Below are 21,122 nucleotides of genomic sequence, written 5' to 3' on the forward strand. Positions count from 1 at the left end.
GTCGCGAAATCCAGGTGCACCCTCCGCGCCGCCGCGCGTACCGTCGCCGCATGCGCAGCGCGGTGGTGACCACGACGCCGGGTATCCCCGGCACGCCGCACTGACGTTTTCGTCGACGAGGCCCCGGGGCGATCCGCTCCGGGGCCGCGTCGCGTTCCGGGTCAGCTCGCCCCCGGGTCGTACCCGATCAAGGAGAGCGACATGATCGACCACCGCAGGCTCGGCCGGGACCTGGAGCTGTTCGTCTCGGACCCGCTGGCCGGTGCCGGCCTGCCCATCTGGCTGCCGGCCGGCGCCGCCGCCCGGCACGCCGTCGAGGAGTACGTGCGGGAGCTGGAACGCCGGGCCGGCTACCAGCACGTCTACTCGCCGCCGCTGGGCAAGCGGGAGCTGTTCGAGCTGTCGGGCCACCTCGGCTACTTCGCCGACGACATGTTCCCGCCGATGCGGCTGAGCGCCGACGACGAGTTCGTGCTGCGCCCCGCGCTCTGCCCGCACCACGCGCTGGTCTTCCGCGCCCGGGGCCGCTCCTACCGGGAGCTGCCGCTGCGGGTCGCCGAGATCGGCGGGATGTACCGGGCGGAGCGCTCCGGGGTGCTCGGCGGGCTGTCCCGGGTCCGCGCCATCTCGCTCAACGACGCGCACAACTTCTGCGCGCTGGAGCAGGTCGGCGACGAGGTACGGGAGATCCTCCGGCTGATCGGCGAGGCGCACGCCGCGCTCGGCGTACGGCCGGCCGGGTTCCGGCTGTCGCTGCGCGGGCCGGGGGAGAAGTACGTCGGCGACGACGCCGACTGGGCGCGGGCCGAGGAGCTGCTCCGCGCGGCGCTCGACGGGGTGGACTACCACGAGGGCCCGGGCGAGGCCGCCTTCTACGGCCCGAAGATCGACATCCAGATCCTGGACGCGGCCGGCCGGGAGTCGACCATCTCCACCATCCAGCTCGACTTCGACAAGCCGGAGCGGTTCGACCTGTCGTACATCGACGCGGACGGGCGCCGGAAGCGGCCGGTCATGGTGCACCGCAGTCTGGTCGGCAGCATGGAGCGGCTCTTCGCGTACCTCATCGAGGTGCACGCGGGCGCCTTCCCGGCCTGGTACGCCCCGGTGCAGCTGGTGCTGCTCCCGGTCGACGACGGCCAGGCCGACGCGGCCGTGGCGCTGGCCCGCCGGGCCGAGGCGGCCGGGCTGCGGGCCGAGGTCGACCTGGCCGGCTCGCTGGGCGCCCGGATCCGCGATGCGGCCCGCCGCCGGGTCCCGTACGTCGGGGTGGTCGGCCCGCGGGAGGCGGCCGACGGCGCGGTCTCGCTGCGCCTGCGGGACGGTCGCGGGCTCGATCCGATGCCGGTGGCCGACGCGCTCGGGCTGATCGGACGGGTGGTCGCCGCCCGCTCCGCCGAGCTGCTGCCGGCGGCGTGAGCGGCCGTCCGGCACCGGCTCCCGCCGCGCGGGGTGGGCGGCCGGTGCCGGGCCTGTCGCCGGGTCCACGTCAGTTCCCCGCCGGTGTCGCGGCCGGCGCACCGGCCGGCGCGGCGCCCGCGACCGGCGCGGGCACCTCGTCGGTGATCACCGCGCCGGCGAACTGCGACCGGTAGAGCCGGGCGTACGCGCCGTCGGCGGCGACCAGTTCGTCGTGCGTGCCCTGCTCGACGATCCGGCCCTGCTCCATCATGAGGATCAGGTCGGCGTCCCGGATGGTGGAGAGCCGGTGCGCGATGACGAAGCTGGTCCGGTCCGTGCGCAGCGCCGCCATGGCCCGCTGGAGCAGCACCTCGGTGCGGGTGTCGACCGAGCTGGTCGCCTCGTCGAGGATGAGCAGCGACGGTTCGGCGAGGAATGCCCGGGCGATGGTGATGAGCTGCTTCTCGCCGGCGCTGACGTTGCTCCCCTCCTCGTCGATCACGGTGTCGTAGCCGTCGGGGAGGCTGCGCACGAACCGGTCCACGAAGGTGGCCCGGGCCGCGGCCAGGATCTCCTCCTCGGTGGCCGTCGGCCGCCCGTAGGCGATGTTGTCCCGGATGGTGCCGCCGAAGAGCCAGGTGTCCTGGAGCACCATGCCGATCCGGCCGCGCAGCTCGTCCCGGCGCATGGAGCTGATGTCCACCCCGTCCAGGGTGATCCGGCCGGCGTCCAGCTCGTAGAACCGCATGACGAGGTTGACCAGGGTGGTCTTGCCGGCGCCGGTCGGGCCGACGATGGCCACCGTGTGCCCGGGCTCGGCCACCAGCGAGAGGTCGTCGATCAGGGGCTTGTCCGGGTCGTACCGGAAGGAGACGTGCTCGAACTCGACCCGGCCGGTGACCCGGGGCGGCGCGGGTCGGTCCGGGGTCTGCTCCTCGGCGTCGAGCACCTCGAAGACCCGCTCGGCCGAGGCCACCCCGGACTGGAGCAGGTTCGCCATCGAGGCGATCTGGGTCAGCGGCTGGGTGAACTGCCGCGAGTACTGGATGAACGCCTGCACGTCGCCGAGGCTCATCGTCCCGGAGGCCACCCGCAGCCCGCCGACCACGGCGATCGCGACGTAGCTGAGGTTCCCGACGAACATCATCGCCGGCATGATGATCCCGGAGATGAACTGGGCGCCGAAGCTGGCTCGGTACAGCTCCTCGTTCTTGGCCGCGAAGGCGGCCTGCGCCTCGCGCTGCCGGCCGAAGACCTTGACCAGCTCGTGGCCGGTGTACGTCTCCTCGATCAGGCCGTTCAGCTCACCGGTGTGCCGCCACTGGGCGATGAACCGGCGCTGCGACCGCTTGGCGATCTGCTGCGTGACGACCACCGACAGCGGCACCGCCACCAGGGCGACCAGGGCCAGCAGCGGCGAGATCCAGACCATCATGGCCAGCACGCCGACCACGGTGAGCAGCGCGCTGAGCAGTTGGCTGAGCGTCTGCGACAGGGTCTGCGAGATGTTGTCGATGTCGTTGGTGACCCGGCTGAGCAGCTCACCCCGGGGCTGCTTGTCGAAGTACGGCAGCGGCAGCCGGTTGAGCTTCTCCTCCACCTCGGCGCGCAGCCGCAGCACGGTGCGCTGCACCACCCCGTTGAGCAGCCAGCCCTGCCACCACATCAGCAGGCTGGCGCCCAGGTAGAGCGCGAGCGCCAGGGTGAGCGTGCGACCCAGCGCGGTGAAGTCGATGCCCGCCCCGGGCACCACGTGCATCCGGGCCAGCATGTCGGCGAAGTTGTCGTTGCCGGCGGCCCGGGCCCCGGCCACCGCCTGCTCCTGGGTGGTGCCGGGGGCGATCTGCCGGCCGACCACCCCGGCGAAGATGATGTCGGTGGCGTGCCCGAGGATCTTCGGACCGGTCACGGTCGCCGCGACGCTGGCCACCGCCAGGGCGACGATCGCGGTCAGGGAGAACCGGTGCGGCCGCAGCCGGCCCAGCAGCCGGCGGGCGGACGGCCCGAAGTTCAACGACTTCTCCGCCGGCATGGCGGCGCCCATCCACGGCGGCCCCCCGCCGCCGCGGCGTCCGGCCGCGGGCAGCCGCTGCGGCGCCCGCCCGTCGGCGGCGGCCTTCGGGCCGGGGCCCGGCTTCTGCCCGGGTACGGCCGTCATGCCGGCACCTCCGCCGTCTGCTGGGACGCCACGATCTCGGCGTACGTCGGGCAGGTCACCAGCAGGTCCTCATGTCGTCCCATCCCGACGACGCCCCCGTCCTCGAGCACGATGATCTGATCGGCGTCGATGATCGTGGAGACCCGCTGGGCCACGATCACCACCACCGCGTCCGCGGTGACCGGCTTGAGCGCGGCCCGCAGCCGGGCGTCGGTGCCGAGGTCGAGCGCGGAGAAGGAGTCGTCGAAGAGGTAGATCTCCGGCTCGCGGACCAGCGCGCGGGCGATCGCGAGCCGTTGGCGCTGGCCGCCGGAGACGTTCGTGCCGCCCTGCGCGATCGGCGCGTCCAGGCCGCCCGGCATCTCCGCGACGAAGTCCCGGGCCTGGGCGATCTCCAGCGCCGCCCAGAGTTCGGCGTCGGTCGCGTCCGGGTTGCCGTACCGGAGGTTGCTGGCGACGGTGCCGCTGAACAGGTACGGCCGTTGTGGCACCAGCCCGATCCGGCGCCACACCTCGTCGGGTTCCAGCAGCCGGACGTCCACCCCGTCGACCAGCACGGCGCCGGCGGTCGGGTCGACCAGCCGGGGGATCAGGGTGAGCAGCGTGGTCTTGCCGGCGCCGGTGGACCCGATGATGGCCGTGGTCCGGCCGGGGCTGGCCCGGAACGAGATGTCGTGCAGCACCGGCGCGCTCGCCCCCGGGTACTGGAAGGCGACCCGACGGAACTCCAGCTCCGCGCGCCGGGTCATCGCGATCATCGGCTCGCTCGGCGGCACCACGGACGAGTCGGTGTCCAGCACCTCGACGATCCGCTCGGCGCACACCGCCGCCCGCGGCACCATCATCAGCATGAAGGTGGCCATCATGACCGCCATCAGGATCTGCATCAGGTACTGCAGGAAGGCGGTGAGCGCGCCGACCTGGATCTGACCGGAGTCGACCCGCTCCGCGCCGAACCAGAGCACCGCGACGCTGGAGACGTTGAGCACCAGCATCACCACCGGGAAGATCAACGCTTGGAGCCGGCCGATCCGCAGGGCGGTCGCGGTCAGGTCGGTGTTCGCCACCCGGAAGCGCTCCGTCTCGTACGGCTCGCGGACGAAGGCCCGCACCACCCGGATGCCGGTGATCTGCTCGCGCAGCACCCGGTTGACCGTGTCGATCCGGGTCTGCATGAGCCGGAAGCCCGGAACCATCCGCCGGGTGATCAGGCCCAGCGCGACCGCCAGGACCGGTACGCAGACCAGCATCAGCCAGGAGAGGCCCACGTCCTCCTGGAGCGCCATGACCACGCCGCCGACGCTCATGATCGGCGCGGCGACCAGCATGGTGCAGCTCATCAGCACGAGCATCTGCACCTGTTGCACGTCGTTGGTGTTCCGGGTGATCAGCGAGGGCGCACCGAACCGGGTCACCTCACGGGCGGAGAAGCGGTTGACGTGCTCGAAGATGCCGGCCCGCACGTCGCGCCCGAAGCCCATCGCGGTCTTCGCGCCGAGGTAGACGGCGACGATCGAGCAGGCGATCTGGAGCAGGCTGACCAGCAGCATCCAGCCGCCCGTACGCATGATCTGGTCGGTGTCGCCGAGGGCGACGCCCCGGTCGATGATGTCGGCGTTGAGGCTCGGCAGGTAGAGCGAGGCCATCGTGCCGACGAACTGGAAGGCGACCACCGCGGCCAATAACCGCCGGTACGGGCGCAGGTGGGTACGGAGCAGGCGGATCAGCACGGACGGCTCCCCGATGGGTTCTCGGTGTTGGGCTCGCTGTCCCGGTTCAACCGGCGAAGGTCCCCGTCGGACATGCTCGTGATGATTTCGGTGAGGAACTCGCGGATCACCGCCTGCTTCGCCGGGTCCGCGTCGACCGAGGTGAGCGGCCGGTTGCTGTGGATCAGGTCGATGATGGCGAGGGCGTGCTCCCGGCCCTTGTCGGTGAGGCTGAGCTGGACGGTTCGCCGGTCGGCGGGGTCCCGGCGCCGGGCCACGAAGCCGTCGCGCTCGAGGGTGTCGACGATGCCGGTGAGGGTGGCGGGCCGGACGAAGCACCGCTCCGCCATCTCCCGGTGGGTGCTGTCGCCGGCCCGCAACAGGATCAGCAGCACCCGCATGCCGGCGGAGGTGAGCCCGTGGTGTTCGGCCAGGTAGCGCCCCCAGTGCTGTTCGACGACGTGCCCGGCGATCGAGATGAGCCGGCCGAGCGGCGCCTGCTGGAGCGCGTCGGGGAAGCGGACGAGCGGTCCCATGTTCACGGGCGCTAGGTTAGCCCCCGAACGGTCAGGGCCCAAAGTATTTTCGCGGTCAGCCGAACACCACCGCCAGGGCGGCGGCGACGAAGACCACCTGGAGGGCCGTCCGGGCACCGATCGGCGTGACCGGGCGGCCGGCCAGGGTGAGTTCGCGGCGCGCGGCCGAGACGTTGGCCGGGAACATGGCCAGCATCAGCAGCGCCAGGCCCGCGGCGGCCGGGCGGGCCGTGGCCGGCAGGAGGAGTCCGAGCGCCCCGAGCAGTTCGAGCACCCCGGTCAGGGTGACCAGCAGGCCGGGCCGGGGCAGCCTCGGCGGCACCATGGCGATCAGGTCCGCGCGGCGGGACAGGAAATGGGCCGAGGCGGTCAGCAGGAACATCATGGCCAGGCCGACCCGCAGGGCGGGGTGCCAGCCGTCGAGAGCGGCGACGCCGAGCAGGCCGGCGAGCCGGGCCGCCGCGGTGCCGGCGACGAGAGCGATCAGGGGTGCCATGGGTGTACGCCTCCCGAAGAGAGAACTTGTCGCCGACAAGATTGCGCCGGGGAGGCCATCTTGTCAATGACAAGTTAGAGTGGGCGCATGACCCAGTCCCGCGCGTACCACCACGGCGACCTGCGCCGCGCACTGCTCGACGCGGCGGTGGAGGTGATGGCGGAGTCCGGCCCGGCCGCCCTGAGCCTCCGCGACCTGGCCCGCCGGGCCGGCGTCTCGCACGCCGCCCCCGCCCACCACTTCGGCGACAAGGCGGGGCTGCTCACCGCGCTCGCCGCCGAGGGCTTCGAGCTGCTGGCCGAGGCGCTGCGCGACGCCGGCGACGACCTGATCGGCGCCGGGGTGGCGTACGTGGGGTTCGCGGTCCGACACCGGGCCCACTTCGAGGTGATGTTCCGGCCCGACCTCTACCGCGCCGACGACCCGGCGGTGGTGGCCGCCCGGGACCGGGCCGGCGAGCTGCTGCGCACCGGCGTGGCCCGGCGCACCGGGCGGGGGCCGGAGGCCGACTCCCTGGCGGCCTGGTCGATCGTGCACGGCTTCGCCACACTCTGGCTCTCCGGCGCCCTGCCGCCCCGGGTCGGCCCCGACCCGGAGGCCGCCGCCCGCAGCGTGATCAGCCGGCTCTTCCTCTGACGGCCGGGCCCCTCGACGAGGGGCCCGGCCGCGGGGTCACCAGCTCGTCGGCAGCGGCATGCCCTCGGTGTAGCCGGCGGTGCTCTGCACGCCGACCAGGGCCCGCTCGTGGAACTCCTCCAGGCTCCGCGCGCCCGCGTAGGTGAAGGCGCTGCGCACCCCGGAGATGATCTCGTCGATCAGGTCCTCCACGCCCGGCCGGGCCGGGTCCAGATACATCCGGGCCGACGAGATGCCCTCCTCGAAGATGGCCTTCCGGGCTCGGTCGAACGCGCTGTCCTCGGCGGTCCGGGCGCTCACCGCGCGGGCCGAGGCCATGCCGAAACTTTCCTTGTAACGCCGGCCGTCGGCGTCGGTGTAGAGGTCGCCGGGGGACTCGTAGGTGCCGGCGAACCAGGAGCCGATCATCACGTTCGAGGCGCCGGCCGCGAGCGCCAGTGCCACGTCCCGCGGGTGGCGTACGCCGCCGTCGGCCCAGACGTGCCGGCCCAGCGAGCGGGCCGCCGCCGCGCAGTCGAGCACCGCGGAGAACTGCGGGCGGCCCACGCCGGTCATCATCCGGGTGGTGCACATGGCACCCGGCCCGACGCCGACCTTGATGATGTCGGCCCCCGCCTCGACCAGGTCACGTACGCCGTCCGCGGTGACCACGTTGCCGGCCGCCACGGGCACCCCCGGGTCGAGCTTGCGGACCATCCGCAGCGCGGAGATCATCCGCTCCTGGTGCCCGTGCGCCGTGTCCACCACCAGGGTGTCCACCCCGGCCTCCAGCAGGGCGGCCGCCTTGCCGGTCACGTCGCCGTTGATGCCCACCGCGGCGGCGACGCGCAGCCGGCCCCGGTCGTCCACGGCCGGCTTGTAGAGCGTGGCGCGCAGCGCGCCCGATCGGGTGAGCACCCCGACCAGGCGACCCTCGGCGTCCACCACCGGGGCGAGCCGGCGCCGCCCCGCCGAGAGCCGGTCGAAGCCGGTACGCGGATCCGCGTCCGCCGGCACGGTGTGCAGTTCGGTCGACATCACGTGCCGGAGCTGGGCGAACCGGTCCACCCCGACGGTGTCCGCCTCGGTGACCACCCCGAGCGGGCGGCCCTCGTCGTCCACCACGATCACCGCGCCGTGCGACCGCTTCGGCAGCAGGTGGATGGCGTCACCCACGGTGTCCGTCGGGCCGAGCGTGATCGCGGTGTCGTGCACCAGGTGCCGCTGCTTGACCCAGGCGACGACGTTGGCCACCACCTCGATCGGGATGTCCTGCGGGATCACCGCGATGGCGCCGCGCCGGGCCACCGTCTCGGCCATCCGCCGGCCGGCGACCGCGGTCATGTTCGACACCACCAGCGGGATGGTGGTGCCGGTGCCGTCGGCCGAGGCCAGGTCGACGTCGAGCCGGGAGCCCACCTCGGAGCGGTTGGGCGCCATGAAGACGTCGTTGTAGGTCAGGTCGTGCGCGGGAACCGCGCCATGAAGGAACCGCACCCGGCCATCATTCCTGCTCGCGGCCGGTTCCGCCGCCGCTGGTGGCCCAAACCACCCCCGGCCGGCGGGACCGCCGACGGTCAGGAGATGGTGCAGATCGCCGCGCCGGCGGTGATCACCGCGCCGACCTCGGCCGACAGGCCGCTGACCGTGCCGGCCTTGTGGGCGTGCAGCGGCTGCTCCATCTTCATCGCCTCCAGCACCACCACCAGGTCGCCCTCGGCGACGGTGTCCCCGTCGGCCACGGCGATCTTGACGATGGTGCCCTGCATCGGCGAGGTGAGCGCGTCGCCGCCGACCGCCGCGCCGGCCTTGACGCCGCCGCCCCGGCGGGCCGGCTTCTTCGCGGCGGGCGCGGCGGCCGCCGTACCCGCGCCGAGGCCGGCCGGGAGGGTGACCTCCAGCCGCTTGCCGCCCACCTCGACCACGACGGTCTCGCGCTCGGCCGGGCCCTCGACGGCGCCGGCCGGGGCGGTGAAGGCCGGGACGCTGTTGTTCCACCCGGTCTCGATCCACCGGGTGTGCACGGTGAACGGCTCCGCGGTGAACGCCTCGTCGCGGACCACCAGGCGGTGGAAGGGCAGCGCCGTGGCCATGCCCTCGACCACCATCTCGTCCAGCGCGCGTCGGGCCCGCTCCAGCGCCTCGGTACGGGTCTCGCCGCTGATGATCACCTTGGCCAGCAGCGAGTCGAAGTTGCCGCCGATCACGTCGCCGGCCGAGATGCCGGTGTCCACCCGGACGCCCGGGCCGCTGGGCAGCCGCAGCGCGGTGATGGTGCCCGGGGCGGGCAGGAAGTTGCGGCCCGGGTCCTCGCCGTTGATCCGGAACTCGATCGAGTGCCCGCGCGGGGTCGGGTCCTCGGTCAACCGCAGCTTCTCGCCGTCGGCGATGCGGAACTGCTCGCGGACCAGGTCGATGCCGGAGGTCTCCTCGGTCACCGGGTGCTCCACCTGCAGGCGGGTGTTGACCTCCAGGAAGGAGATGGTGCCGTCCGCGCCGACCAGGTATTCCACCGTGCCGGCGCCGTGGTAGCCGGCCTCCCGGCAGATCGCCTTGGCGCTGTCGTGGATCTGCCGGCGCTGGGCCTCGGTGAGGAACGGCGCCGGGGCCTCCTCGACCAGTTTCTGGTGCCGGCGCTGGAGCGAGCAGTCCCGGGTGCCCACCACGATCACGTTGCCGTGCTGGTCGGCCAGCACCTGCGCCTCGACGTGGCGGGGCTGGTCCAGGTAGCGCTCGACGAAGCACTCGCCCCGGCCGAACGCGGCGACCGCCTCGCGGGTGGCCGACTCGAACAGGTGCGGGATCTCCTCCATGGTGCGGGCCACCTTGAGGCCGCGCCCGCCGCCACCGAAGGCCGCCTTGATGGCGACCGGCAGGCCGTGGTCGACGGCGAAGGCCATCACCTCGTCGGCGTTGCCGACCGGGTCCGGGGTGCCGGGGACCAGGGGCGCGCCGGCCCGCTGGGCGATGTGCCGGGCGGTCACCTTGTCACCGAGGTCGCGGATCGCCTGCGGGGTGGGGCCGATCCAGGTCAGCCCGGCGTCGATGACGGCCTGGGCGAAGTCGGCGTTCTCGGAGAGGAATCCGTAGCCGGGGTGCACCGCGTCGGCGCCGGCCTTGGCGGCCACGTCGATCAGCTTGTCGATCCGCAGGTAGCTGTCGGTGGCGGTGTCGCCGCCCAGGGCGTACGCCTCGTCGGCGAGGGTGGCGTGCAGGGCGTCCCGGTCGGAGTCCGCGTAGACGGCGACGCTCGCCAGGCCGGCGTCGCGGCAGGCGCGGATGACGCGGACGGCGATCTCGCCGCGGTTGGCGATGAGTACCTTGCGCACCTTGTGGCTCCTCCCGGGAGGTCGTTGCCGGGAGTGTATCGGCCGAGGATTCGGCCCTAACGATCGCTCAGTGTGGGATGCCGCACTGTAGTCAAATTTGGCTATTACGCTTGTCCGGTGTCGGCAACGCGGATGATGATTCTGGGCCTGGTCAGGTGGATGCAGCCGGTGCACGGCTACGACGTACGCCGTGAGCTGCTGAGCTGGAGCGCGGACAAGTGGGCCAACGTGCAGCCCGGTTCGATCTACCACGCGCTGCGCAAGCTCACCGACGAGGGCCTGCTCCGGACGGTCTCGGTCGAGCAGGTCGGCGCCCGCCCCGCCCGCACCACCTACGAGGTGACGGCGAAGGGCGAGGAGGAGTTCGAGACCCTGCTGCGGGCGCAGTGGTGGCAGCTCAACGAGCCCCCGGACCCGTTCGCGGCGGCCTTCTCGTTCCTGCCCGCGATGCCCCGCGACGAGGCGGCGGCGGCGCTGCGCAACCGGGCGAACCTGATCCGGGCCGGCGTCGAGTCGATGCGCGCCTCGCTGGACTCGGACTGGGTGCGCAACCGCAAGCCCGTGCACGTCGGCTGGATGTTCGAGCTCTGGCTGGGCCGGGCCGAGGCGGACATGGCCTGGTGCGAGCGGATCGCCGAGCGGATCGAGTCGGGAGTGTCGTACCTGCCTGCTGGGCTGGAGCAGGCCGAGGGGTGGTCGGGGTGGACGGACGGCCGACCCGACGCGGAATAATCAACGTTGACCACAAAAGCTATATCGCGTTAGTCTCTGCGCGAGCCGCGAGGGAGCCGTGCGTCCTCGCGGACCATCGGCGGCCGGTCGCGTCCGGCCCGGAGGACCAGGAGCAGACATGATCGAGACCAGGGGGCTGTGGAAGTCGTTCCGCTCCCGCGCGGGTCGCGAGACGAAGACCGTGGACGCGGTCCGTGGCGTCAACCTCGAGGTGGCCGAGGGGGAGATCTTCGGCTTCCTCGGCCCCAACGGCGCCGGCAAGACCACCACCCTGCGGATGCTCGCCACCCTCATCGAGCCGGACGGCGGCGAGGCCACCATCGCCGGGGCCGACCTGCGCAAGGACCCGGCCGAGGTGCGCCGGCGGATCGGCTACGTGGCCCAGGGCGGCAGCACCTGGGACGAGTCCACCGCCCGCGAGGAACTGGTGCTGCACGCCCGGCTCTACGGCATCGCCAAGGCCGAGGCGCACCGCCGCGCCACCCGCGCCCTGGACGCCTTCCAGCTCAGCGAGTACGCCGACCGCAAGTGCAAGACCTACTCCGGTGGCCAGCGCCGCCGGGTCGAGATCGCGCTCGGCATCATCCACGAACCGAAGATCGTCTTCCTGGACGAGCCGACCACCGGCCTCGACCCGCAGAGCCGGGCGCACATGTGGGACGAGATCCGCCGGCTGCGCACCGAGGGAATGACCGTCTTCATCACCACGCACTACCTCGACGAGGCGGACGCGCTCTGCGACCGGATCGCGATCATGGATCACGGCGAGGTGGTCGCGGAGGGCACCCCGGCGGAGCTGAAGCGCGAGATCTCCGGCGAGGTGGTGCTGGTCGGCCTCGACGCGGCCACCACCCCGCAGGCCGCCGAAGTGCTCGACACCGAGGCGTACGTCAGCAAGCTGGAGACGATCGACGAGGGCGGCCTGCGCCTCTACGTCGACGAGGGCGCCACCGCCATCCCGCAGGTGCTGCGCCGCCTCGACCACGCCGGGCTGGAGCTGCGCTCGATCGAGCTGCACCGCCCCAGCCTCGACGACGTCTTCCTCACCAAGACCGGCCGCTCGCTGCGCGAGTCCTGAGCATCGGGAGAACTGTCATGAAACTCGCCCGCGACACCTGGCTGATCTTCCAGCGCCAGATCCAGCTGCTGCTGCGCAACCCCGTCTGGGTCTTCGTCGGCGTCTTCCAGCCGGTGATGTACCTGCTGCTCTTCGCCCCGCTGCTCAAGCCCGCGCTGCAGGTGTCGACCCAGGCCGAGGCGTACAAGATCTTCGTGCCCGGCCTGCTGGTGCTGCTGGCCATCTTCGGTGGCCTGTTCCAGGGCTTCGGCCTGATCGCCGAGCTGCGCGCCGGGGTGATCGAGCGGTCCCGGGTCACCCCGGTCAGCCGGCTCGCCCTGCTGCTCGGCCGCTCGCTGCGGGACGTGGTCTCGCTGATCGCGCAGGCGGTCATCATCACCCTGCTGGCGCTCCTGTTCGACCTGCGCGTCTTCATCGGCTACCTGCTGCTCGCGTACCTGATGCTGGCCCTCATCGCGCTCATGACCTCGGCCGTCTCCTACGGCGTCGCGCTCAAGGTCAAGAGCGAGGACGCGCTGGCCCCGCTGATGAACACCGTGGCCCAGCCGGTGCTGCTGCTCTCCGGCATCCTGCTGCCGCTCATGTACGCCCCCGGCTGGCTTCAGGGCGTCGCCGACTGGAACCCGTTCTCCTGGGCGGTCGACGGCACCCGGGCGCTCTTCGCCGGTGACCTGGCCAACGACAAGGTCTGGCAGGGCCTGACGATCATCGCGGTGCTCGCCGTCGCCGGGGTGGTCTGGGCCGCGCGGCAGTTCGCCCGCAGCGTCCGCTGAGCAGGACGAGAGCTGCCTCTCATCCGGGGCGGGGCACCGGCCGAGCGCGCGTAGCGTAAGGCCGGTGCCCCGCCTCACCCGTGACCGGACGACCTGGCTGACCTACGCTCAGCTCGGACTGTGGGGCTTCTTCCTCTACGGGTTCGGTCCCGTCGTGCCGCTGCTCCGCGACGAACAGGGCACCAGCGCCGCCGTCGCCGGTCTGCACAGCACCGGCATCGCGGTCGGCGCGCTGGCCGGCGGCGCGCTCTTCGCGCCGGCCGCCCGCCGCCTCGGCCGCGGCCCCGCCATCTGGCTCGGGCTCGCCGGCCTGGCCGCCGGCGTCGCCGCGCTCGGCCTGCTCCGTCCGCTGCCCGCCACCATCGCCGCCGTCGCGGTCATCGCCACCTTCGGCATGATGGTGATCAGCGGAGTCAACGTCGTGCTCACCGCCCACCACGGGCGCGCCGCGCCCGCCGCGCTGAGCGAGGCCAACGCGGCCTGCGCCGGCATGGGCATCCTCGCGCCGCTGGTCATCGGCGCGACCGTGGACGCCGGCCTCGGCTGGCGGCCGATGATGGCCGTCGAGGTCGGGCTGATCACCCTGGTCGCCCTCGCCGCCGTGACCTTCCGGGTACGCCTGCCGAGGGCCGCCCCCGCTACCGCTTCCCCTGCCGCCGCCGTTCGCCCGATCTTGGACACCTACCGTTCCTCTCGAACGGAAACTGTCCAAGATCCCGGGCGGCGGGCGGTGCTGCCGCGGGCGTACTGGATCGCCTGGGTCCTGATGGCGGTGACCGGGTCGATCGAGGTGTGCCTGTCGCTCTGGACCGCCGACGTGCTCCGGACCCACGCGGGGCTCAGCGCCGGCGGAGCGTCGGCGGCCGTCGCGGCGATCGTCTGCGGCATGTTCGCCGGCCGGCTGGCCGGTGGCCGGCTCGCGCTGCGCTGGCCGCCGGTGCCGCTGCTGCTCGCCGCGCTGACCGTCTCCCTGGCCGGGTTCGCCCTGTTCTGGTCCGCCTCGGTCGGTTGGCTGGCCGTCACCGGCCTGGTCGTGCTCGGGCTGGGCAATGCCCTGCACTACCCCCTGGCGATCTCCATCGCCCTCACCGTGGCAGGTCGGGCCGCGGACAAGGCAGCCGGCTGGTCGTCGTACTCGGTGGGAGTGGGTTTCGGGATCGCGCCGGTCGCGCTCGGCTGGGTGGCCGACGGCGTCGGCCCGCACCTGGCCTTCCTGCTCCTGCCCGCCTTCATCGCCGCGGCCCTGCTGCTCACCGTGCGCCTCGGCCGCGCCCTTCGCCAGCCCTCGCCCACCGACGACCGCACCCCGGTCTCCGCCGCCGCGTGACCGACCGGCTCTCTCGCTCGACCTGCCTCCGTGCCTTCGCTTGATCGCCTGCGCCTGCCCGCCTGATCGACTCCAGCTCGGCGTAGTGGCGGTGTCCGGGCGCACGGGATGGCGCCACCTCGCCGAGCTGGAGTGGGACCGGTGCCTCGGCGCGCTGGGTTCAGAGCACCCGGGCGAGGGTCACGCCGTCGGCGATGGGGAGCATGACGACCTCGACGCGGACGTCGGCGAGGATCTCGTCGTTGAAGGCGGCGATCGCGCGGTCGTCGGCGTTCTGCGGTGCGAGCACCCGGCCGCCGCGCAGCGTGTTGTCGACCGCGATCACCGCGCCCGGGCGCATCCGGGGCACCAGCTCGTCCCAGTAGATCGGGTAGCCGACCTTGTCGGCGTCGATGAACGCGAAGTCCAGGTAGCGCTCCTGCGGCAGTTGGCGCAGCGTGTCCGCGGCCGGACCGATACGCAGCTCGATCCGGTCCTGCACACCCGCGCGGGTCCAGTACCGCCGGGCCACGCCGGTGTACTCCTCGGAGATGTCGAAGCAGGTCAGGCGGCCGCCCTCGGCGAGGCCGCGGGCGATGGCCAGCGAGGAGAGCCCGGTGAACGTGCCCACCTCCACCGCCTGCCGGACGCCGAGCAGCCGGGTCAGGAAGGTCAGGAACGCGGCCTGTTCGGGCGCGACCTGCATGTCCGCCTGGGCGGGAAGGGCGGCGCGGGTCTCCTCGGCCAGCTCCCGGACGATCTCGTCCGGGGCGGACCCGTGCGCCACGAGGTACGCGTGCAGTTCCGGGGTCAGCGGCAACGGCTTCGTGCTCATGATCGGACGTTAGCCGAGATGTTCGATCTCCTGGCCCCCCGGCGCAACCTTCGTCCACAGGTCGGTGATGTTCAGCTCCAACTCGGCGAGGAGATTGCGCAGCAGCGGCAGGGAGAGCCCCACCACCGTGCCCGGGTCACCCTCGATGCCGGTCAGGAATGCTCCGCCCAGCCCGTCGATGGTGAACGCCCCGGCCACCGCCAGCGGCTCACCCGTCGCCACGTACGCGGCAATCTCCGCATCGCTGATGTCGGCGAAGTGCACCGTGGTCGAGGCGACCGCCTCCGCACGGGACTCGTGCACCACGTCGAGCAGACAATGACCGGTGTGCAGCACCCCACTGCGCCCGCGCATCCGCTGCCACCGCCGGGTGGCGTCCGCCGCGTCGGCCGGCTTGCCCAGGATTTCGCCGTCGAACGCCAGCACCGAGTCGCAACCGAGCACCAGCGTCCGCTCGTCCGGGTTGGGGCGCAGCCGGCCCAGCACCGCCTGCGCCTTCAGTCGGGCCAGCTCCAGGCACAGCTCCTCGGCCCGGTCGCTGACCACCTGCGACTCGTCGACACCGCTGACCAGCACGTCGGGTTCGATCCCGGCGGCCTGGAGCAGCTTGCGGCGGGCGGGACTCTGCGAGGCGAGCACAAGGCGCAGCGGCACGGAGGTCAACACCCCACCGACGCTACCGGCTGATCCGCGGCGGCGGGTCGTCGGCACGTCGACGCCGGCGCCAGACCAGGTAACCGCCGCCCGCAGCGAGCAGCACACCCAGCGTCGCCAGGCCGCGCACGGTCGAGTTGTCGTCGCCGCTCTCGTGAGCCGTCGTCGAGGTGGGTGATGCGGTGACCGACGGCGTTTCGAAGCCCAGCGGGGGGACGTCGGCGGTGAGGGCGGCGACCAGGTCGATGACGCCGTAGCCGTATTCGTCGTCGCGGCCGGGTGGGCCCTTGTCGATCGCGGTGGCGGTCAGGCGGTGGGCGACCTCCTGGGCGGGGAGGTCGGGGTACTTGGAACGGATGAGGGCGGCGGCCCCAGCCACGATCGCGGTGGCACTTGAGGTCCCTGTTCCCTTCGAGTATCTGCCGCCATAACTGGTGCTGTAGATGTCTGTCGCGGGTGCCACGACATCGACCTCCGGGCCGGTGACGGAGATGGACGCGTGACGCCCTGTCTTGTCGCTTCCGCCTACGGCGATCACACCTTGTTCGGACGCCGGATAACCAACGGCTGGGTCCTCTGGCCGGTTACCGGCTGCCGCGACTACAACTATGTTTGCTTCCAGGGCGGCTCGTACTGCCTGTTGAAGACGGACGCTCGCACCTGCAACCGACGAGATGCTGATTACATCCGCGTGATTGGCCGTGGCCCACTCAATCCCGGCTGCCAGATCCTCCGTGCTGCCCTGTTCAAAGTCAGGCTGGACACGCACAGGGACTACCTTGGCTCGCGGGGCGATCCCGAGGGCGCCGCTGCTTCTGCCTTGTCCATGAGCCGCAATCAGGCCAGCCATCAGCGTTCCATGGCTTGAAGGGTCCTGTTGTTCGCTTGTCGGACGGCTCGTGGTGATATCGACGCCCAGCAAAACATTTCCTTGCAGGTCCGGATGGTCGAAAACCTGGGTGTCCGCTACAGCGACTACGACACCCGCCCCTTGGCTTATCCTATGAACCTTCGGCAAGTTGAGATAACGCAAATGCCATTGCTCGGCTCGGATTTGGCTAGGCCCAACCGTTGCAATGGATGCAACGGGCTGCGAAGTTGTTAGGGCCATTGAGATCGAGATGACCAGTGCCGCCCGATAGCCAGCTCCATTCACCGGTCAAGGCCGATAGCTGGGCCGGGGTCTATAGGTCCATCGTCATCTGGTGGGCGAACTACCGGAGCGACACCTCCGTCGAGCTCCCATGGATTATCCGGGTCCCAGGCTCGTGGCTCGCGGTCAGTGGGTGGCTTACGGTTTCCATTGCCGGAAAAGCCGTGCGGCCCAGGAGACCCTGAATTAGGAGCGCCTCCGATCGGGGATGGGCCGTTGTATGGGCCGAATTGGGAGGACCGGCCTGAACCGGGGCGCGACCCAGCCGCGCCGCTCGGAGCGGTGCCAGCGGCCCCGCCACCAATCACGCCACCGATAGGGTTGGCTCGCCGTGAGATGCCCTTACTGCCCGGTTGATTTGCGGGGGGAGTGCCGCCTATGAGACCTCCAGGTGGCAACGGCCGAGGCGTCGAATGCGGAAGCGCACCTGCGCCGCCGCTTGCGGGCTTGCTGATAGGATGCGCCAACCCTGATGTCGAATTCGGTGCCATCCCTGAGAACGGAGAGTTTGGTCGGTAGCCATTTGTTGGAAGCGGGCCGGCCAGGCCCACTGGCTGGCCGAATGCTCCGGGAGTTGCCGCGGGCGGCAGCCCGACGGTCGGAGCCGCGGGCGCAAGATTGCTTCCTACCCCGCCGAGGATCGGTCCAGCACCGAGCACGGGGGGTGTGGCTGGTTGCGCCGTGACCGCAATTGGCTTGAGTGGGCCCGCTTCTGAGCTGACTGCTGATGTTCTGCTTGCTGTGGGCACGGGCATGATAGGCGGGATTACCGGTACGGCTCCCTGGTGGTCAGATGTCGTGCTCTCGTCCGGCTGTCGACGGATGTTTGGTCGTGGCGGAGGCAGGCGGAGCATGACTTGGGCTTGTTGGAGTTCGCCGCTCAACCCCGTCATCAACCCTCGCGCTCTCACGTTCAACTGCTCCAGCTCCGCGTCCGTCACCGGCGGATTCTCCGGCAGCCGGCTCCCCGCCGCTGCCTTCGGGTCGGCGACGATCGCCTCGTGCGCCCGCTTCTGCCGCACCTTCTCCGCGTACTCCTCATGGAGCGGCTCGAGTTCGGCGCGGGTGCTGCCGATGGCGCGGGTGGCGGCGGCGAGCGCGTCGTAGTTCGCGGCGGCGGCGTCGTGGGTGCGCTGCACCTGGTCGATGAGCTGGTCGAGTTCCCCGAGGTACGCCCGCGCGGCGGCGTTCGTCTCCGGCGGCCACGCCTCGGCGAGCCCGCGGCGGTACTCGCGCAGCCGGCTCAGGTGGGCCAGGGCGAGGTCGCAGACCTTGCGCCAGCCGGCGACCTGCTTCCACTGGCCGCTGGTGTCCTGGTCCTGGAGACACGCCCACATGCTGAGCACGTCCATCAGGCGCCAGTCGGTGAGCCCGGAGGTGCGTCCGCTGCCCCGTTCGATCACGGCAGGACCACCCGCCCCTGCTCGGGCGCGGTCGGATCCGTCAGCGGCGGCACCGGGCGGGCGGCCGCGGTGGACGGCGCGGCCAGGGCCCGTTCGACGTCGGCGACCCGGGCGGAGGAGAAGGCGTCGGAGTCGGCGTAGGTGGCCGCGATGTGGCCGGCGGCGCCGGCCAGCCGGCCGGTGGCGGGGGCCAGGTCCCAGACCATGCTGACCGTGGCCTGCTGGGTCTCGTGGTGGGCCTGGAGGAACTGGACCAGCTCGATGAACGCGTCGGCCGGGTTGGGGACCGGGGCTTTCATGTCGTCGGCGATGTAGGACAGGTGCGGTGTGTAGTTGCGGCTGACCTCGTCCTGGAGCCGGTCGGCGAAGTCGCGCATCTGTCGGATGTCGGCCTCGATGCCGCCGTAGTCACGCAGCCAGCCGGCCGGCTGGTTGTCCTCCGGGATCATCGACCCTCCCTGCCCGTCACCGCACGGTTTCCCTGAGTGAGGTTAATGGCTCGCCGCGGATCCCGGCAGTCCTGATGCGGGGTCGGCGTACCCGGGATGGGTCAGCGGTGGAGGCCGGAGGCGCGCCACGCGCCGGGGCCCGCGACCGGCGCGGCGCCGGCCGGACGGGCGCTGCGTGCCCACTGCGACACGGCGGCCGGCGCGGTGGCCGCGACCGGTCGGGTCCGCACCACGAGGGCCCCGACCAGGGCGGCCAGTTCGTCGGCGGTGGGCACGCCGCGGACGATCCGGAACAGCGGCTCTTCGGCAGACATGCCGACAGGGTACGCGTCCAGAACTTGACCTTCACCGGACAGTGGCGTGCCGCCGGTGTACCGGTAGCGGCTCCCGGGTACGGTTTCAGCGATGTCTAACCCGCTTCCCCAACTCGTCGCCGACCGGTACCGGCTCATCTCGCCGCTCGGCCAGGGCGGCATGGGTCGGGTGTGGAAGGCGCGCGACGAGGTGCTGCACCGCGACGTGGCGATCAAGGAACTCGTTCCGCCGCCCAGCCTCACCCCGGAGGAGCGCCGCGAGATGCGGGAACGCTCGTTGCGGGAGGCCCGGGCGATCGCCCGGCTCAACAACGTCAACGTGGTCCGCATCTTCGACGTGCTGCGCACCGACGGCGATCCGTGGATCGTCATGGAATACGTGCCGTCGAAGTCCTTGCAGGACACCATCGCCGAGGACGGCCCGGTCTCGTCGGCGAAGGCCGTCGAGATCGGTCTCGGGGTGCTGGGCGCGCTGAAGGCCGCGCACAAGGCCGGCATCATGCACCGCGACGTGAAGCCGGGCAACGTGCTGCTCGGCAGCGACGGGCGCGTGGTGCTCACCGACTTCGGTCTGGCCACCATCCCGGGCGACCCCAACGTCACCCGCACCGGCATGGTGCTCGGCTCGCCCGCGTACATCGCGCCGGAACGGGCGAAGGACGGCACGGCGGGGCCGGAGGCCGACCTCTGGTCGCTGGGCGCCACGCTCTACGCCGCCGTCGAGGGCAAGTCGCCGTACGCGCGGCCGTCGGCGATCGCCACCCTGGCGGCGCTCGCCACCGAGCCGCTGCCGCCGCCGAAGAACGCCGGGCCGCTGAAGCCGGTGCTCCAGGGCCTGCTGCGCAAGGACCCGGAGGAGCGGATCACCGCCGAGGTCGCGGAGCGCATGCTGCGCAAGGCCGCGGGGCGGCGGGCCAAGGGCATCTCACTGCTGGACGGCGTACGCCGGCCCGGACCGAACGGTCCGCGCGTTCCGCGCCCGCCGCTGGTGCCGGCGCCGCGTCCGGCCGACGACCAGGCCGAGCGGCCGGTGACTCCGGCGCCGCGCAAGCCCGATGTGGGTACGTCCGCGGCCGCCGTCGCCGGTGCCGCGGCGGCCGCCGACGCCACCGTCAAGGCGCCGGCCGGTTCGGACGCCGCGCCCACCGCGAAGGTGGCCCCGCCGGTCGCCGAACCGACCACGAAGCTCGACGCCGAGCCGGCGGTCGCCGACACCCGGGTAAACGGCGCCGACCCGGCCCTGGACGAGACGCGGCTGGACGGCGAACCGGTGGTGGAGCCGCCGGCCCCGCCGAGGAACCCGACCTCCGTGCTGGCCGAGCCGGTCAGCCCGGCGCCGTCGACCGGCCGGGCGGCGGTGATCCCGGGTACGAAGCCGGAACGCAACAAGCGCAACCTGCTGATCGGCGCGCTGGTCCTGGTGCTGCTGGCCGGCCTGGCGGTGGCCGTGCCGCTGCTCAACCGCGATGACGACAGCAAGGGCGGCGGCCAGCAGGCAGCCACCACCACGTCGGCCGCGGCCCCGCCCGCACCGGGGAACGGCGCCGGGCCGACCTCGGCCGCGTCGAGCAGCGCCGAGCCCAGCCAGACCCCGTCGGTGGCCCCGTCGTTGACCCCGTCGGGCACCCCCTCGGCGGCTGCCGGCACCCTGCCCACCGGTTGGCACTACTACAAGGGCCCGAACGGCTTCCAGGTGCCGATTCCCAACGGTTGGCAGGCCCGGCCCGGTGACAACCAGGTCGTGCTCTACGAAGCCGGCGGCGCGCGGCGGGTGCTGTTCATCCAGTGGACCTCCTCGCCGAAGAAGGACGCGTACGCCGACTGGCAGGCGCAGGAGTCGAGCCGCCGGAACTACGTCGACAACTACAAGCTGGTCGGGATCACCCGCTGCGACGGTTACTACCGCACCTGCGCCGACTGGGACTGGCTGGAGACGCGGAACGGCGGAACCCGCTTCCACGTGCGCAACCGGGGCGTGGCCACGGCCAGCAACCGGGGCTTCGCCCTGCGCTGGGAGGTCCCGGCCGACGCCTGGCAGGCCAACCTGGCCAACTGGGAGATCATCATCAAGGGCTTCAAGCCCGACCGGGTGAACTGATCCAGGGAATCCCGCCATTGCGAAACTGACTCGCATGGCCTTCCGTCCTCGGGGGTATTGAGACCGCGACGACGGAAGGAGGT

At 72.0% G+C, this 21,122-nt stretch carries 18 protein-coding genes; 7 read left to right on the forward strand and 11 right to left on the reverse strand.

Annotated features, from left to right (window positions below; all coding sequences use genetic code 11):
* Positions 1-201: 201 nt before the first annotated feature.
* Positions 202-1,419, forward strand: coding sequence for a threonine--tRNA ligase (thrS, locus tag AC0OLQ_RS05095; protein WP_484530380.1), 1,218 nt, complete (start codon positions 202-204; stop codon positions 1,417-1,419).
* 70 nt (positions 1,420-1,489) lie between these two features.
* On the opposite strand, the gene AC0OLQ_RS05100 is transcribed toward thrS, so the two are convergent.
* From AC0OLQ_RS05100 to AC0OLQ_RS05115, 4 genes are read right to left on the reverse strand one after another with little or no spacing between them, the layout of a single operon-like run.
* Positions 1,490-3,559, reverse strand: a complete 2,070-nt coding sequence (locus AC0OLQ_RS05100; RefSeq protein WP_484530381.1) for an ABC transporter ATP-binding protein — start codon at positions 3,557-3,559, stop codon at positions 1,490-1,492.
* Positions 3,556-5,289, reverse strand: coding sequence for an ABC transporter ATP-binding protein (locus AC0OLQ_RS05105; RefSeq protein ID WP_357335099.1), 1,734 nt, complete (start codon positions 5,287-5,289; stop codon positions 3,556-3,558). Before AC0OLQ_RS05105 ends, AC0OLQ_RS05100 begins: the two co-directional genes overlap by 4 nt.
* Entirely contained in the window at positions 5,283-5,804 is a 522-nt protein-coding gene (locus AC0OLQ_RS05110) for a MarR family winged helix-turn-helix transcriptional regulator (RefSeq protein ID WP_357335377.1), read from the reverse strand. The genes AC0OLQ_RS05105 and AC0OLQ_RS05110 overlap by 7 nt, the downstream gene beginning before the upstream one ends.
* Positions 5,805-5,859: 55 nt before the next feature.
* Positions 5,860-6,300, reverse strand: a complete 441-nt coding sequence (locus AC0OLQ_RS05115; protein WP_484530382.1) for a DoxX family membrane protein — start codon at positions 6,298-6,300, stop codon at positions 5,860-5,862.
* Positions 6,301-6,387: 87 nt separating this feature from the next.
* On the opposite strand from AC0OLQ_RS05115, the gene AC0OLQ_RS05120 reads away from it, so the two are divergent.
* Positions 6,388-6,936 carry a TetR/AcrR family transcriptional regulator gene (locus AC0OLQ_RS05120; RefSeq protein ID WP_484530383.1) on the forward strand — a complete coding sequence of 183 codons (549 nt, stop codon included), beginning with the start codon at positions 6,388-6,390 and terminating at the stop codon, positions 6,934-6,936.
* 36 nt (positions 6,937-6,972) lie between these two features.
* On the opposite strand, the gene AC0OLQ_RS05125 is transcribed toward AC0OLQ_RS05120, so the two are convergent.
* Both AC0OLQ_RS05125 and AC0OLQ_RS05130 read right to left on the reverse strand, forming a co-directional pair.
* Complete coding sequence (locus AC0OLQ_RS05125; protein WP_357335105.1) at positions 6,973-8,412, reverse strand: GuaB1 family IMP dehydrogenase-related protein; 1,440 nt, start codon at positions 8,410-8,412, stop codon at positions 6,973-6,975.
* 80 nt (positions 8,413-8,492) lie between these two features.
* The gene (locus tag AC0OLQ_RS05130; protein ID WP_484530384.1) at positions 8,493-10,244 is read right to left on the reverse strand and encodes an acetyl/propionyl/methylcrotonyl-CoA carboxylase subunit alpha; all 1,752 of its coding nucleotides are present in this window, start codon (positions 10,242-10,244) and stop codon (positions 8,493-8,495) included.
* Positions 10,245-10,376: 132 nt separating this feature from the next.
* On the opposite strand from AC0OLQ_RS05130, the gene AC0OLQ_RS05135 reads away from it, so the two are divergent.
* The 4 genes from AC0OLQ_RS05135 (at position 10,377) to AC0OLQ_RS05150 (ending at position 14,154) form a co-directional block, all read left to right on the forward strand.
* Positions 10,377-10,976 carry a PadR family transcriptional regulator gene (locus AC0OLQ_RS05135; RefSeq protein WP_484532274.1) on the forward strand — a complete coding sequence of 200 codons (600 nt, stop codon included), beginning with the start codon at positions 10,377-10,379 and terminating at the stop codon, positions 10,974-10,976.
* A gap of 118 nt (positions 10,977-11,094) precedes the next feature.
* The gene (locus tag AC0OLQ_RS05140; protein ID WP_484530385.1) at positions 11,095-12,054 is read left to right on the forward strand and encodes an ATP-binding cassette domain-containing protein; all 960 of its coding nucleotides are present in this window, start codon (positions 11,095-11,097) and stop codon (positions 12,052-12,054) included.
* A gap of 17 nt (positions 12,055-12,071) precedes the next feature.
* The gene (locus tag AC0OLQ_RS05145) at positions 12,072-12,827 is read left to right on the forward strand and encodes an ABC transporter permease (RefSeq protein WP_484530386.1); all 756 of its coding nucleotides are present in this window, start codon (positions 12,072-12,074) and stop codon (positions 12,825-12,827) included.
* A 64-nt stretch (positions 12,828-12,891) separates the two neighbouring features.
* The gene (locus AC0OLQ_RS05150; RefSeq protein ID WP_484530387.1) at positions 12,892-14,154 is read left to right on the forward strand and encodes an MFS transporter; all 1,263 of its coding nucleotides are present in this window, start codon (positions 12,892-12,894) and stop codon (positions 14,152-14,154) included.
* Positions 14,155-14,314: 160 nt separating this feature from the next.
* Here the strand turns inward: AC0OLQ_RS05150 and AC0OLQ_RS05155 are convergent, their stop codons facing one another.
* From AC0OLQ_RS05155 to AC0OLQ_RS05175, 5 genes are all read right to left on the reverse strand, one after another.
* Positions 14,315-14,968 carry an O-methyltransferase gene (locus AC0OLQ_RS05155; RefSeq protein WP_357335117.1) on the reverse strand — a complete coding sequence of 218 codons (654 nt, stop codon included), beginning with the start codon at positions 14,966-14,968 and terminating at the stop codon, positions 14,315-14,317.
* Positions 14,969-14,977: 9 nt separating this feature from the next.
* The gene (locus AC0OLQ_RS05160) at positions 14,978-15,634 is read right to left on the reverse strand and encodes a Maf family protein (RefSeq protein ID WP_484530388.1); all 657 of its coding nucleotides are present in this window, start codon (positions 15,632-15,634) and stop codon (positions 14,978-14,980) included.
* A 10-nt stretch (positions 15,635-15,644) separates the two neighbouring features.
* Positions 15,645-16,733: a S8 family serine peptidase gene (locus AC0OLQ_RS05165; protein WP_484532275.1), complete on the reverse strand. Its 1,089-nt coding sequence runs from the start codon at positions 16,731-16,733 to the stop codon at positions 15,645-15,647.
* 1,441 nt (positions 16,734-18,174) lie between these two features.
* On the reverse strand, positions 18,175-18,627 hold the full coding sequence (locus AC0OLQ_RS05170; RefSeq protein WP_484530389.1) for a hypothetical protein: 453 nt from the start codon (positions 18,625-18,627) through the stop codon (positions 18,175-18,177).
* A 101-nt stretch (positions 18,628-18,728) separates the two neighbouring features.
* On the reverse strand, positions 18,729-18,941 hold the full coding sequence (locus AC0OLQ_RS05175) for an acyl-CoA carboxylase subunit epsilon (protein ID WP_484530390.1): 213 nt from the start codon (positions 18,939-18,941) through the stop codon (positions 18,729-18,731).
* A 91-nt stretch (positions 18,942-19,032) separates the two neighbouring features.
* Between AC0OLQ_RS05175 and AC0OLQ_RS05180 the strand changes: the two genes are divergently transcribed.
* The gene (locus AC0OLQ_RS05180; RefSeq protein ID WP_484530391.1) at positions 19,033-21,039 is read left to right on the forward strand and encodes a serine/threonine-protein kinase; all 2,007 of its coding nucleotides are present in this window, start codon (positions 19,033-19,035) and stop codon (positions 21,037-21,039) included.
* The last annotated feature ends 83 nt before the right edge of the window (positions 21,040-21,122 follow it).

The sequence above is a fragment of the Micromonospora sp. Utrum1 genome (assembly GCF_057197805.1).

Coding starts and splice junctions, on each gene's coding strand:
- AC0OLQ_RS05155 (WP_357335117.1), bottom strand. CDS start 14,968: ATGAGCACGAAGCCGTTGCCGCTGACCCCGGAACTGCACGCGTACCTC.
- AC0OLQ_RS05170 (WP_484530389.1), bottom strand. CDS start 18,627: ATGATCCCGGAGGACAACCAGCCGGCCGGCTGGCTGCGTGACTACGGC.
- AC0OLQ_RS05110 (WP_357335377.1), bottom strand. CDS start 5,804: ATGGGACCGCTCGTCCGCTTCCCCGACGCGCTCCAGCAGGCGCCGCTC.
- AC0OLQ_RS05145 (WP_484530386.1), top strand. CDS start 12,072: ATGAAACTCGCCCGCGACACCTGGCTGATCTTCCAGCGCCAGATCCAG.
- AC0OLQ_RS05100 (WP_484530381.1), bottom strand. CDS start 3,559: ATGACGGCCGTACCCGGGCAGAAGCCGGGCCCCGGCCCGAAGGCCGCC.
- AC0OLQ_RS05140 (WP_484530385.1), top strand. CDS start 11,095: ATGATCGAGACCAGGGGGCTGTGGAAGTCGTTCCGCTCCCGCGCGGGT.
- AC0OLQ_RS05165 (WP_484532275.1), bottom strand. CDS start 16,733: ATGGCCCTAACAACTTCGCAGCCCGTTGCATCCATTGCAACGGTTGGG.
- AC0OLQ_RS05120 (WP_484530383.1), top strand. CDS start 6,388: ATGACCCAGTCCCGCGCGTACCACCACGGCGACCTGCGCCGCGCACTG.
- thrS (WP_484530380.1), top strand. CDS start 202: ATGATCGACCACCGCAGGCTCGGCCGGGACCTGGAGCTGTTCGTCTCG.
- AC0OLQ_RS05135 (WP_484532274.1), top strand. CDS start 10,377: ATGATGATTCTGGGCCTGGTCAGGTGGATGCAGCCGGTGCACGGCTAC.
- AC0OLQ_RS05175 (WP_484530390.1), bottom strand. CDS start 18,941: ATGTCTGCCGAAGAGCCGCTGTTCCGGATCGTCCGCGGCGTGCCCACC.
- AC0OLQ_RS05115 (WP_484530382.1), bottom strand. CDS start 6,300: ATGGCACCCCTGATCGCTCTCGTCGCCGGCACCGCGGCGGCCCGGCTC.
- AC0OLQ_RS05180 (WP_484530391.1), top strand. CDS start 19,033: ATGTCTAACCCGCTTCCCCAACTCGTCGCCGACCGGTACCGGCTCATC.